Source organism: Neobacillus sp. BF23-41, assembly GCF_041106275.1.
Map to the genome: position 1 here is coordinate 72,917 of NZ_JBGBPR010000012.1, position 13,759 is coordinate 86,675.

Consider the following 13,759-nt stretch of genomic DNA (forward strand, 5'->3'; position numbering starts at 1 on the left):
TTTTTTATTGTTACCTTTTCCAAACTCGCTTTAGATTCTGATTCGGAAGCTTGTTTTACCTTCTTGATAAAGAAGGAAAGAAGTAATCCGATGATGCCGATCCCGACGATGACAAGATAGGCGTCATTAATACCCTGGATGGTGGCTTCCTTAATAAGCTGCCCTTGGGTAAAGCCTTTAGCAGCTGCATTAGGAGCCATATCCTGCAGATGTGATTTCGTTCGGTCTGACATAACGGTAACGAGAAGTGAAGTTCCGACGGCACCAGCCACTTGCCGAATTGTATTGCTTATGGCTGTTCCGTGAGCACTTAACTTTTGTGGCAATTGATTCAAACCAGCGGTCTGTAAAGGCATCATCATCAAGGCCATCCCAATGCGACGCCCTGTTGACATCAGAACCAAAAAAGTATAGCTTGTCGAATCTGTCAAGTTGGTAAAGCCCATCGTTGTCAGAATGGTAATTATCATTCCGATAACAGTTAGCCATTTTGCTCCAAAGCGATCGAACAACTTCCCTGTAACTGGCATAAGGAAGCCCATTATTAGCGCACCTGGAAGAAGGAGTAGACCGGACTCAATAGCTGTGTAACCACGGATATTCTGAAGGTAAAGCGGAAGCAGCATCATATCTGCATACATCACCATCGTAACCGCGATATTGATAATTGTTGTTAAGGAGAACATATTGTACTTGAATGCACGCAAGTCAAGCAGTGGATTTTGCGATTTCATCTGCTTCCATGAAAAGAGTACTAGGGCAAAGATGCCTACAGCCATCGTACTTAGTACCTCCATGTCCGACCATCCAAGGCTTCCAGCTCGGCTGAAACCATAAAGTAATGCACCGAAACCAATGGTAGAGAGTGCGACACTTAGGATATCCAGTTTTGTCTTGATTGGATTGGATACATTTCGGAGATAAATGAATCCCAATACAATAACAATGACAGCAAATGGAATCATCCCGTAAAACATCGTTTCCCATTTGTAGTTTTCAATAATATAACCGGCAATTGTAGGCCCAATGGCTGGGGCGAAAATAATCGCAAGCCCGACCATCCCCATAGCAGCTCCTCGTTTGTTGGGAGGAAAGATGGTCAGAATCACATTCGTAAGCAGCGGCATGATGATTCCTGCACCAGCCGCCTGAATCATGCGTCCGGTCAATAATAAAGGAAATCCCGCTGCAATAGCTGAAACGATGGTTCCGGCTAGAAAGATAAACATGGAAGCTTGAAAAAGCTGACGTGTGGTAAACCGCTGCATTAAATAGGCGGTAATGGGAATCAAGACACCGTTTACGAGCATATAACCTGTCGTTAACCACTGTGCTGTTGCAGCTGAGATTTTAAATTCAACCATTAGTTCGGGAGTGGCGACGCTCATGAGTGTTTGATTTAAGGTTGCAATGAAAGCACCTAAAATCATAATGAACATAATAGGTCCTTTTTTTATCGAATTTGTGACAGTTTTAGGATTATTTTTCAATTCTCTCCTATCCTTTCTAACTTGAATATAGACTTTTTTTACAATGTGTTTAATAATTAACATTGTATAAATTACATTATAATAAGACCGTTGGTTCTGACAACAGACAATTTCTTAAGAAGTGTAAATTAGTTATCATTTATTTCAATTTTGTTGAGAAAGCCCAAAAAAATAGACAGAACTAAAATTATTGTAAATTACCAATAAATAGGAATGGTGATTAGAAATGAAAGACAATGAAAAGAAGCGAGTAGATCCTCGGGTACTTCGTACACGCCAATTAATAAAAGACGCTTTAATAGATTTACTGCAGGAGTTGGAATTAAATAAAATAACGGTTAACCGGATTGCGGAACGCGCAACCATCAACCGTGTTACGTTTTATCTACATTATCATGATATACAAGACATGTTGGAGAAAATGGCGCAGGAAATGGCCGAGGATATTGAGTGCATTATGATGCGTACGACAACAAACATGAATTCAACTGAAGAAATTGATTCGTTGAAGCTAATAAACCTGCTTGAACATATAGCCGAGAATGCCAAATTCTATAAAGTTGTTCTTGGTTCCACACGAACGCCAATCTTTACAGAGCGGTTATTAAATATCCTAACAAAATCAATAACAGAGAGAACAAAGATAGACTCCTTGCTCGCTACTACCGATATCCAAAGGGATATTGCTATTTGGCATGGTTCTTCAGCTCTTATCGGCACGATCGTAGCTTGGTTGCGTAAGGACATGCCTTATACACCGCAATTTCTTGCTAAGCAGTTGTATATGCTTTTTCATTTAAGTAAGGATAATAGGAAATCAACATAAAAAAAGCAACTATACCAGTTGGACATTTTTGGTAGTTGTTAACTACTGTGCTTTTCCTTTGCAAATAAAAAATCCCCTTTTGACAAATTCCGGGGATTTTTTGTTCGTATAAACCGAATTGTTTCCTTCCTATTTTCAAACCTTTTTATCAATAAGCCTTTCCAAATTATTCAACATCTGTAGGTGAAGTTATTTTATCTTCATATTTGTCTACAAAAAGGTAACCACCGCTATTGACTACAGCATAATATATTTCTTCTATTCGTAAATTTCTTCTTTTGAATTCAGCTTCAATCCACTCACGGTTATAGATGCCAGTAGCGTTCTTTTCGATGATTTTCCCGTCCATAATTAGTTCAACTGGCAGCGCCTCTGATGAATTGGGCAAATTTAAATCTTTTTTTATAACATTTTGAAACGGTATCTTTTTAAGAATGGATAATTCCCCGTTCACTTCTAGTAATGCGTATTCCACTTCAAATATATTAAAGATATTCTTTTCCCTTAAAAGCTGATTAAGGTCGTCAATCGAGAACTTTACCTTTTTCATATTATTGTCTAGTAATTTTCCTTTTTCTATTAGCAGGGTAGGTCTACCAGATAACCATTTTCTAAAACTTCGACTCCTAGAAGATAACACCATGAACAAATAAAACATTAAAACTAATACGAGAAATGAAATTAGCATTTCTTTGAACTTTAAATTCGTATCAAACCCCATGTTAGCTATAAAGGAACCAATCGTAATGGATAAGGCAAAGCTATAGTGGTTTTTATGAGAGTTAATATGCTTTCCAATAACCAGAGTAACAAGTATTAAAAGCATAAAGCTGACAGCTGTTCTCAGAATGGGTATAAGTGTATCTTCCATTTAAATCTCCTGTTTACTGATATTGTTTAACCATCTTGTATTTGAACTCAACTATAGTATAAAACAGCAGCTTAAAAGAAATGTAAACATCCAAATATCGTTAATTATTTTTTGTCAGCACTTAAGAATGGAATTAAAGAGAATGATGGCAAAAGGCTGTTTTTATCATAAAATATCCCCTTTTAATTAATTTATCTTTCCAATAAGGTAATTTATTTATCCATCTATTTCAGATTTCATTAGGCTTCAATTATAGGTATACATAGGAAAAAGCCTCATTGGTGAAAAATCACTATGAGGCTTTTTTATAGAGTTATCGAGAGTAACAAATAATTCATTGTGGGAACTTAAGACTCCGAACTTTTTGAGAATTTCTGTTTTATGTTTCTAGCCCCGGCATCATTCCATCAACCTTCGCTGGTATTGCCTACCTTTTCTCTGGATAAAGCCTTTTTAAACTGTTCGATTAGAATAGGAACGATCTCAAAGGCATCACCAACAATTCCATAATGACAGGTCTGAAAAATAGGGGCATCTTTGTCCTTATTAATGGCAATAATTAAACCGGAATTTTTCATTCCCACGATATGTTGAATCGCACCGGAAATTCCAATTGCAAAATAAATTTTTGGTGTTACCGTCACACCGGTTTGACCTACTTGATGAGGGTGGTCGATCCAACCTGCTTCCACCACATCCCTGCTGGCACCCACCGCTCCTCCAAGAGTTTCTGCTAATTGGTGTATTAACTGAAACCCCTCGTGACTCCCTAATCCTTTTCCACCTGCAACAATGATATCCGCTTCGTCGATTCTTACTTTCTTTACAGTTTCCTTTACAATATCCAAGACTTTTGTCCGAATATCTTCTTCCTTTAGGGATATTGTTTCTTCGATGATCTTGCCTGTTCTCCCGGACTCTGGGGCCAGCGCTTTCATGACTTTGGCGCGTACTGTCGCCATTTGGGGCCGATATTTTTTACATAAAATGGTCGCCATAATATTTCCGCCAAAAGCCGGCCTGCTCGCTAATAGTAACCCTGTTTCCTCTTCAACATCCAGCTCCGTCGTATCCGCCGTTAAACCTGTCGGCATATCGGTGGCTACCGCACTTGCCAGGTCTTTTCCTGTTGAGGTGGCCCCGTAGAGGATAATTTCTGGTTTATATTTTTCCGTGCATTCCAATAGCGCCTTCATGTAGGACTCGGTCCTGTAATGTTTAAAGATGGGTTGATCATATACATACACTGTATCTGCTCCGTATTCAAAAACGGTCTTCGTTAAATGTTTAACATTTTCTCCTATTAGAATACCGGCCAATTCCACTCCCCGTTTGTCTGCCAACTTTCTGCCGGCACCCAATAGTTCAAGGGATACGGAAGCAACAACTCCATCTTTTTGTTCAATGAATACCCAAACACCTTTATAATCTTGGAAATCCACTTACACTCCCTCCTTTGTTTCAAACAGTTCTTTCTTTTCAAGAAGGACTGAGAGCAATTGCTCTACTTGTGACGTTGGGTTGCCTTCAAGGAATGTTCCCCCTGCCGGTTTTTGCGGAGCCCAAACTTTGGAGACAATCGTTGGAGATCCCTTCAAACCAAGTTGCTTCACATCAACCTCTTCCAGGTCATCAACAGACCAGATATGAGGTTTATACCTGGCAGCTTTTATCATGTTTGGAAACGGAGAATACGGCACTTCATTGATAGTTTTTTCAACGGAAAACAAACACGGCAATGTGGATCGAACGACTTCATATCCATCCTCCAACTTGCGATGGACAATGGCAAATCCATCTTCTTGATTAATTTCCACTACTTTGTTCACAGAAGTCAGCGGTGGAATATCGAGCCTTCGTGCAATTCCTGGTCCGACTTGCCCGGTATCTCCATCAATGGACATTTTTCCGCAAATGATCAAATCTACGGGCTGTTGTTTTCCTATTTTTTCAATCGCCTTTGTCACGGCATAGCTCGTTGCCAATGTATCCGCACCCGCAAACCGGCGATCCGTGATTAAATAGCCCTCATCGGCGCCTATTTCAATACACTTTTTAATTGCGGTAACCGCTGGAGGCGGCCCCATTGTAACAACAGATACGATTCCCCCATACCTATTCTTTAGACGAACCGCCTCTTCAACAGCATGGGCATCATACGGGTTCAATATCGCAGGCGCCGTCCTCCGGTCCATCGTGTTTGTCTTTGGATTCATCTTGATAATTTTGGTGTCAGGTACTTGCTTGATACAGGCTACAATATGCAGCATTTTACCCCTCCCTTTTATTTAAAAAAGAACATGGTTCCTTTACTTCCTCAATATGAAACTTTTCGGCTGAAAGCCTTTTTACGCCCGTTTACATTTACTTTATTAAAAGAGATGTCCTTACATTCGAATTTTCTGATAAATATCTATGTAAAAATTAGAAAAAGCTGCCACAATGACAGCTCTGGCCTAAACTCTAGAAGTTGTTTATGGATCATAAACCATTTAGTTTGTTCGTAGATTTTTTATTGTTACCTTTTCCAAACTCGCTTTAGATTCTGATTCGGAAGCTTGTTTTACCTTCTTGATAAAGAAGGATAGAAGTAATCCGATGATGCCAATCCCAATAATGACCAGGTATGCGTCATTAATCCCCTGTATACTCGCTTCCTTTATAAGCTTCCCTTGAGTCAAGCCTTTAGCAGCTGCATTAGGAATCATATCCTGCAGATGTGATTTTGTTCGGTCCGACATAACGGTAACAAGAAGCGAAGTACCGACGGCACCAGCAACCTGCCGAATGGTATTGCTTATGGCTGTTCCGTGTGCATTTAACCCTTGTGGCAGTTGATTCAAAACAGCGGTCTGTATAGCCATCATCAAGGCCTATATAAGCTTCACTTCTATATAAAAAGGAGAAACCTTTGCATACCTAAAAATTGGAATACATTGTAAAGGTTGCGGAAACGATGATATGGGACTAAATATGAATACAATCTTAAAAGGATGCCTTTGATAAAAAGGCACCCTCTTTTTTAATTAAAACTTTTTTTCAATTCTTCTAATGTTAGATTCTTAGTTTTTTCAACTGGTTTATTGGACGTTGGGAAGTATGGATTGATGGACATGAAGTTCTTTTCGACGAAGTTAAAGTCTATAATGTCAACGACTCCATCTTTATTAAGATCTTCTTTCAATCTATCCCCTGTAATTCCAGCATTGTTTGCAACTAGCTTTGCATCATAAATATCGATTACATGATCTCCGTTGACATCTCCAGCAGCAGCCGTATCCGTATAGACATTATAGAAAATACCTTGGACTACTCCATCGATCGTCCTGCTTAAAGTTATTTTTTTGCTGTATTGGAAATGCCCAGGAATATCGACAATTAATGTATATTCATCCTTCGTTGCAGGAATATCCGTTATTGTCATATAACCATTTTCTGAAATATCAGCAAGGTACTTTTTACCTTTATTATCAACTAGATAAGCTTTTGTTCCAATCTTTGAATAATCTAAATCATAATTATCTAAATTAACTGCTTCACCATGATAGTAACCTTCGAACCATGAGTGCTGGGAAATGAATTTAAACCTTTCAGCAAATGTTGGTAAAGAAGACTTACTACCTGAGCTTGTTTGATATGAAGATTCTTGATAATAGAATCCACTTTCTACCATGTAATTATGGTCATCGACTACTTTTAATGTGATATCCAATAAATCAATATCATCATTAATGGAAACTGGTAATTTTGTCTTTTTGTCTGAAATATCTACAGCAAATGCTGAAAGATTAGACCACGTGTTTTCTGTAATTTGTGGCTTTGCGACATTAATAGTCCAATTATTTTTCTTTGCAAGATCCACTAGCTGTTTTGATGGATTAACGTCTACAACTTTATAGAAATTAGGGACATCGATTGTTACAGAAGCACTTGTTAAATCTTTCGCGTTTTGAACAGTAAATGTATTTACAAACTCTGATCCAAGACTTACACCTTTTGTATTGTTTTTAATTAAGGAATATTTATCTCCTTTATTTATAAAAGTAAAGTCTGGGAAAGTCGGATTTCCTGCTGTAGCGTAATCATAAGTATAGATAGCTACATTTGTTGGATAGTTTGCATATTCTTCTGGTAGGACACCAAATTTAAATTCACCATTTGCATTTGGGAAAAATTCAGCTGTTGGCCAATAAGAATCTTGATAGGCGTACACGGTATTTGCCTGTTGAGTGATGTCATGCCCTCTACTTTTTAAATAGTCAATCGTATCATCATATAATTTTCCATGTACCCAATATGCTGTATAATCTTGTCCGTCATAATTTTCAGTTGTTAAATCTGAACTGGTGAGCTCTTTGATTCCTGTTTTCTTATCAAATTCCAGGGTTGGAGCGGTATTATCGATCACCATGTCATTATCGATTTTATATGTTTTACCATCCACCCCTGTACCAATATAAGAAACAATGTATTTACCTTCTTTAAGTGGTTCATATTCAAGTGATAACGGTTTATTCGGATCACCGGTAAAATATTTTACCTCACCAGAAAACCCGAAAAATATTAAGTACTCCGTATCAACTGCAGCATTTTCTAAATTAAATGTGCCATAAAACCCAATTGGTTTTCCATTTAGATCGCTAACCACTACATCAATCGTTTTCATATGACTATTTAACTTGAAACTGACTGGTGTAAACGGCTCGATGTATGGATGATAGTTACTAAGGTCATTCGTAATTGCATGTTTAAAAAATTCTAGTTTTTCGAATCCAGGTTTAGAATAACGAACATGGAAAGGAATTTGATATTCTGCAGTTTTCGATTCATTTTCAATATAAATATATCCCTCATATATACCAAATTCTGCATTAGCTGGAATTGATATTTCTGCATTAATATTTTTACTCTCATTTCCATTCACTTCAATCGTCGATGGTAATTGAAGCGTCACACCATTCTTACCAGCTTCTCTTGAGACACCATCGATTGTTAAAAATTCTACCCTTGTATGATATGTTTCTAGTTCACTACTTAAATTCTTAATAGAAATCGAGGTTGTCCTATTTTGAGTTTCACTTGATTGTGCAATACTACCAAAAGGTAGAGATCCTGAAATGTCATCGATTTCAATTTTTAATCCATTTTCATCTAAGGTAGTCGTCTTATTTTGTACTTCAAATATCGTGGTATTGTGGACTGCCTCATAAGCGTCTACGCGTCCTGCTCCAACTTCATTCACATTGTACATACGACCTTTTAAAGGATCAGCCGTATTCATAAGCGCAGCTTTTACATCTGCAACTGTATAATCTGGATGGGATTGTAATAATAGGGCTGCAACTCCAGCAACATGTGGTGTTGCCATGGATGTTCCACTTAAACTCGCATAACCACTAGAATAATCGACACCATCTTCTGGACTATTAATATATTCTGGGACAGTAGAGAATGTAGAAACTCCAGGTGCTACTACATCTGGCTTAATATCAAAGTTATTACTAACTGGACCACGTGAGCTAAAATCAGCTAACACATCACCTGTAGACATATTTGACTGTAAGTCTGTTAATTTAAGTTTAGCTGTAGGATCTGCTTTTAATTTTTCTGAAAGTTTTACTCCGTCGGCCTGTAACATTTTAAATGTTGGGACATAGCCATGATTTTCACCCAAGAAAAATGGAATTTCTCCATCCACATTATTGTAAATCAATACAGCTACAGCACCTTTATCATGAGCTCGTCGGATTTTTTCATCAAATGAGATCGTGCCACGAGAAATTAATGCCACTTTTCCATTAATCTCCTTGTCAGTATAATCCTCTTCTGTACCAATTCCTACTTCAACAACATCATACTCTTTATCCATTAACTTCAGATAATCCATACCAAGGCCATGCCCCATTAAAGTATTTTGAACTGAAATATCTGCTAAACTTGCTTTAACGGTTGGAATATCAGTCGGCACATCACTAGCGCCAACAGTGATTGCTAGTGGAGAAGCACCTGGTGAACCTAACGTACCAGGATTTGGCCCTGCATTTCCTCCGGCTATTACTGGTATGACCCCTTTTAATGCTGCATTGTTGATTGCTACAGATGTAGCGTCTAGGGAATGATTATTACCATTACCTAATGATAGATTAATAACATCCATTCCATCTTCTACAGCTCTTTCTATTCCTGCGATAACCGATGAATCATATCCTGATCCATATTCTCCTAATACTCGATATGCATACAAGTCAACATTCGGAGCTACACCTGTCATTGCATATTCAACATCATTTTTAGGGTTAGATGCGATTGTTCCAGCAACATGAGTTCCGTGTTCTGTATAGTATGAACTACCATCTATCGTTTCAGGTTGACCAGATGCAAGCCATTTCGCTCTAGTTGTTTCCATTGGATCGGAGTCATTATCGACAAAATCATATCCGCCTTTATAAACATCTTTTAAATCAGGGTGATTATAGTCAATCCCTGTATCAATTACCCCAACTTTTATTCCTTGTCCTTTTAAGCCCTCATTATGTAAACGATCAACTCCTATATGAGGAAGCGCTGGTGGAATTACTTTTCCAGGTGTTGGTTCTTGAGTAGTAGTCGATTCATTTATTGGTAACCTAACGACATTGTCTTTCCAAATCCTTTTAACTACACCAGTCTCAAGCAAGGTATTAATTTCATTTGTAGGAATCGTCATAGCCATTCCATTAAATACATTCTGGTAAGTTTGTTTAATTTGATATTTAATTGACTTTTCTTTTTTATTTTGGTTTAACTCCTCTTTCTTCTTAAAAATTTCAGTTAATCGTTGTTTAAAATGTTCTTGTTCCCCTTTTATCTTTTCTGCTTTATTTTTAGATATACCTTTTGATTTTGACTGCTGGGCATTTTCGACCGGAGCTGTTTTGAACTCAACAATGACATTTGCGGTTTTATCTTTAAGTGACAACAAACTTGGATCAATGATGAATCCTTCTTGTGGGGTTAATCGTTTTATAGACTGTCGTTGTTCTTCAGTTAGTCCTTTTAAAATCGATTCTGCAGAATTTGATATAGCATAGGTTTTTTGCTGAGGCATTAAATAAGATGTTAGAAGGCTTGATGCTATTACACCTGATACCATAACATTTAGAAATTGTTTCTTTCGCAGTTTCATAAATTAACGCTCCTTATATTTTTGATTTCAGCTGCAAATTTTAACCCTTTTACTTTTTAAAAATAACAATCTGGCAGGTTCTCCCTAATAAAACGGTTACATATTCCTATGAGCATCGCTTTCCTCCCCAAAGAAAGATAGTGTAAAATAAGAGTGTGAATAATTAGATAACTCTATTAATTCCTATTGTACTTGAGCTTTTAGTGTCGGTAAATTGGGGGAATCGTTCTACGAGTTGTCCTAATTCGACTATACGATTTGAAGAATACCTTGTAGAAAATTGTAAAACTTTGAAGAATTGACGATTATTTATCAAGATATATTACTAGAAAATGACATTTTTTATATTATATAGAAAAAATCATTTTTGTACTTGGGGGAATTTTGGTTTTCCTATTCTCAAAACTATCAAAATATAATTTTTCTAAAAGGAGAATTTCAATATGTATGAGGGGAAAATCATTAAGTTTTATCGGGAAAAATACCAAATGACTCAAGAGCAATTAGGAAAAGGGATTTGTTCTGGAACACATATTAGTAAAATTGAACGTTTACATACTGAATATGCACCTGAAATTGTCACTCTTCTATCCGAGCGACTAGAAATTAATATCGAAAATGAAATAATAAAACTTAAAAATATAAAAAAGCGATTAAATCATTGGCATGATGTGATTGTCATGCAATTATTTGAAGAAATGGACCTTACTAATCATGAACTTGAGCAAGAAGATTTAATCCAAATCTCTGATTATATTAATCTTTATAAATTACTGCGGGTTAGGTATTTACTAATGCATAATTTGACCGAGGAAGCATTGGATATCATCGTTGAAATCCAAAAGAAAGAACATAAATTATCATCCTACGAAGCTAGTTTGTTTAAACATGTTTTAGGCGTTTATTATTTAGCTAAACATGAAAATCTGAAAGCAATTCAAGCATTAAAATCAATTAATGAGGCAGATTACGATAACAAGGAATATACCTATCATTTAGCAGTCGCGTATCATTCCATTGAATCTCCCGTTATGGCTTATTTTTTCGCAGATAAATCGCGTCAATTTTTTAAAGAAATTAATAACTATCTTAGAGTGATTGATGCAGAAATGCTGATGGCCATTCAAGTAAAAGATGATGGAGATTTTAAAGAAACTATTCAGAGGTTTGAAAGCTTGATCAAAAGCTGTGACCTCTGTCATTCACCTGCTCGAAAAGCAAAGGTATTACACAACTTAGCTTTTGAACACTTTAGAAGAAAAAATTATGAACCAGCTAATAAATACTATAAAGAGTCAATGAGTCTTAAAGATAATGAATCAAGCCCATACTTACTTTCTTTAGAAGGGTATATAAACAGTGCATTTTATGGGAGTTTACTTCCAAGGGATGAATTATTACAACTCGCAAATGAAGGACTAGAAACAGCTCTTAAGAAAAATGAACAATTATATATAAACTTATTTACCTTACTTAGTTTTTTAATTCAAGATAAAGAACAGGAATACCATCAATACTTGTCCGAACATTCATTACCATTTTTCAAAAAATTTGGCTTTGTTTATTTAATTAAACGTTCAAAAAAAGAATTGTTTAATTATTATCTTGAACAGAAAAAAACTGGTAAAGCATTAAAAATGGCCAATTTATTGATAAATGTTAAATAGTAAAGGCATGTCACATACTACAGTGACATGCCTGGACTTATTCATTCTCTTTGGAATAAGTATGCTTTTTCATATTACAATTCTATTAAGATTTCATCAATAATAAGAAAGAGAGGTACATAAAAATCATAAAAACTAACAACGATAATAAAATTGAAACAAAAATAATAGAATGGTTAGAAGGTATGAAGATACCCTCTTGGATTTCCTTTCTCTTCTTTGTGTATTGAAAAGTAGAAAATACGCAAATAATAAAACAAATAACACAAGCAAAAATTCCGAGAATGATTACTAAGGTATTGATAAATGTATTAGAGCTAATTTTACTAGTAAAATGCAATGAAGTCGTTAAAAAGCCTACTCCTGTAATGGATATCGCCGTCCTAATCCAGGCTAGAAAGGTTCTTTCATTAGCCAAATGCTGCTGTGCATACTTTACACTATCTCCTGATGACTCTTCTATTCTATAAAAAGCTTTCATTAATTATTAATTCCCCTTCATAAACTTATATTGAAAAACCTTTTTTATCAACAATGGGCCAATTTCTCCTGTCGTTACTTCTTGGCTTTTCAACTTTGCTGCCTATAAAAGATAAGCGGGAAGGATATATATCCTTTCCGCTTATCTTTTATGCTTGTAAATTAAAAATTATACAAGTACTTCTTTAATTTCCTGTGATCGAGCCGAAAGCCACTTATCCCAAACTTCAGCGAATACCCCGGTCAAGACCAGTGAAACATGTCCACCTTCAAACACCTCATAAGTTTTATCCTTACTTGAAACAAGGTTCATCAACGGAAGACTTTGCTTCTCTAATATAATTGTGTCACGTGAGCAAGAGAAGACAAAAAGCGGGCAGTTTATATTCTTTAAATCCACCTTCCTGCCGCCAATCACCAATTCTCCCTTCAAGAGTTTGTTCTCTTGATAGAGATCGTTAAACATCTGTTTGAATGCAGCACCTGCAAACGAAGCAGAGTCCTTCGTCCACTTATCCATTCGGCGCCACTTTTCTACATATTTCTCATCATGTGCACGGGTGACCAGATTGATTTTAGAACTTGCAAAACCCGGTGATACCATCCTAAATATCAAATACATAATTTCTGATGGAATGGTCCCATGTGCATCGGCAAAACGGTCAAGACTTAGCTGCCCTTTTTGTAGTCCTTCCAACAATTTATCAGGAAAGACGCCGATACTAAAATCGATTGGTACGGCTGCAAGTGATAAATTCTTAATGGGCAGTTCGGTTATGGAAGCCAGAATGGCTGCAATGGTTCCACCTAGGCAATAACCGGCAAGGGATATTTCCTTTTCACCTGAATGTCTTAAAGCTCGTTTAAGGCCGTTCTCCAAATAATCAATGATATAATTATCAAGGGTGATATCAGAATCTTCAAGCCCAGGGGAACCCCAGTCCAATAGGTAGACATCATAGCCGCGCTCGGTAAGTCCGCCTACAACGCTGCTTCCTTCCCCGATGTCAAGAATGTACGCCTTATTTAACAGGGAGTAGACTAGAAATACGGGGATGGCATGTCTTATTTCCTTTGCAGGATGATACCATAAAGTTGCTTTATTTTTCTTCCAGACACTCTGTCTCGGTGTAGGTACAATATCTGGCTTTGGCTCGGTCACAATTTTATAAAGCTGGTTCCACCGTTTCGTTTCTTTTTCTAAGTTTAAGATTGGAAAAAGGTTTGTTCCTAATGCTTTCATTATTATCACTGCTCTCC

9 protein-coding genes and 1 pseudogene are annotated in these 13,759 nt (G+C 36.7%); 2 read left to right on the forward strand and 8 right to left on the reverse strand.

Annotated features, from left to right (window positions below; translation table 11 throughout):
- Positions 1-1,439: DHA2 family efflux MFS transporter permease subunit (locus AB7942_RS18320; RefSeq protein WP_369447990.1), on the reverse strand; the 1,439-nt coding region annotated here is incomplete at its 3' end.
- A gap of 277 nt (positions 1,440-1,716) precedes the next feature.
- Here AB7942_RS18320 and AB7942_RS18325 point away from each other — a divergent pair.
- The gene (locus tag AB7942_RS18325) at positions 1,717-2,316 is read left to right on the forward strand and encodes a TetR/AcrR family transcriptional regulator (RefSeq protein ID WP_369447991.1); all 600 of its coding nucleotides are present in this window, start codon (positions 1,717-1,719) and stop codon (positions 2,314-2,316) included.
- Between the two features lie 166 nt (positions 2,317-2,482).
- Here the strand turns inward: AB7942_RS18325 and AB7942_RS18330 are convergent, their stop codons facing one another.
- The 5 genes and pseudogenes from AB7942_RS18330 to AB7942_RS18350 all read right to left on the reverse strand — a co-directional run bounded on the left by AB7942_RS18330 (position 2,483) and on the right by AB7942_RS18350 (position 10,352).
- Positions 2,483-3,187 (reverse strand): DUF421 domain-containing protein, encoded by a 705-nt coding sequence (locus AB7942_RS18330; protein WP_369447992.1) that lies wholly within the window; start codon positions 3,185-3,187, stop codon positions 2,483-2,485.
- Between the two features lie 407 nt (positions 3,188-3,594).
- Positions 3,595-4,629: an electron transfer flavoprotein subunit alpha/FixB family protein gene (locus AB7942_RS18335; RefSeq protein ID WP_369447993.1), complete on the reverse strand. Its 1,035-nt coding sequence runs from the start codon at positions 4,627-4,629 to the stop codon at positions 3,595-3,597.
- Entirely contained in the window at positions 4,630-5,457 is an 828-nt protein-coding gene (locus tag AB7942_RS18340) for an electron transfer flavoprotein subunit beta/FixA family protein (protein ID WP_369447994.1), read from the reverse strand. It abuts the gene before it with no gap.
- 222 nt (positions 5,458-5,679) lie between these two features.
- Positions 5,680-6,057 (reverse strand): annotated as a pseudogene (locus tag AB7942_RS18345) (MFS transporter); the annotation flags it as partial.
- A 152-nt stretch (positions 6,058-6,209) separates the two neighbouring features.
- Entirely contained in the window at positions 6,210-10,352 is a 4,143-nt protein-coding gene (locus AB7942_RS18350; RefSeq protein WP_369447995.1) for a S8 family serine peptidase, read from the reverse strand.
- Between the two features lie 443 nt (positions 10,353-10,795).
- Between AB7942_RS18350 and AB7942_RS18355 the strand changes: the two genes are divergently transcribed.
- Entirely contained in the window at positions 10,796-12,019 is a 1,224-nt protein-coding gene (locus AB7942_RS18355; RefSeq protein WP_369447996.1) for a transcriptional regulator, read from the forward strand.
- An 85-nt stretch (positions 12,020-12,104) separates the two neighbouring features.
- Here the strand turns inward: AB7942_RS18355 and AB7942_RS18360 are convergent, their stop codons facing one another.
- Together AB7942_RS18360 and AB7942_RS18365 are read right to left on the reverse strand one after the other, a co-directional pair.
- Positions 12,105-12,500, reverse strand: coding sequence for a YidH family protein (locus AB7942_RS18360; RefSeq protein ID WP_369447997.1), 396 nt, complete (start codon positions 12,498-12,500; stop codon positions 12,105-12,107).
- A gap of 168 nt (positions 12,501-12,668) precedes the next feature.
- Entirely contained in the window at positions 12,669-13,742 is a 1,074-nt protein-coding gene (locus tag AB7942_RS18365) for an alpha/beta fold hydrolase (protein WP_369447998.1), read from the reverse strand.
- Between the last annotated feature and the right edge of the window lie 17 nt (positions 13,743-13,759).

Excerpts from the sequence above, each read along its gene's own strand:
- AB7942_RS18325 (WP_369447991.1), top strand. The coding sequence starts at position 1,717 with ATGAAAGACAATGAAAAGAAGCGAGTAGATCCTCGGGTACTTCGTACA.
- AB7942_RS18330 (WP_369447992.1), bottom strand. The coding sequence starts at position 3,187 with ATGGAAGATACACTTATACCCATTCTGAGAACAGCTGTCAGCTTTATG.
- AB7942_RS18340 (WP_369447994.1), bottom strand. The coding sequence starts at position 5,457 with ATGCTGCATATTGTAGCCTGTATCAAGCAAGTACCTGACACCAAAATT.
- AB7942_RS18350 (WP_369447995.1), bottom strand. The coding sequence starts at position 10,352 with ATGAAACTGCGAAAGAAACAATTTCTAAATGTTATGGTATCAGGTGTA.
- AB7942_RS18355 (WP_369447996.1), top strand. The coding sequence starts at position 10,796 with ATGTATGAGGGGAAAATCATTAAGTTTTATCGGGAAAAATACCAAATG.
- AB7942_RS18360 (WP_369447997.1), bottom strand. The coding sequence starts at position 12,500 with ATGAAAGCTTTTTATAGAATAGAAGAGTCATCAGGAGATAGTGTAAAG.
- AB7942_RS18365 (WP_369447998.1), bottom strand. The coding sequence starts at position 13,742 with ATGAAAGCATTAGGAACAAACCTTTTTCCAATCTTAAACTTAGAAAAA.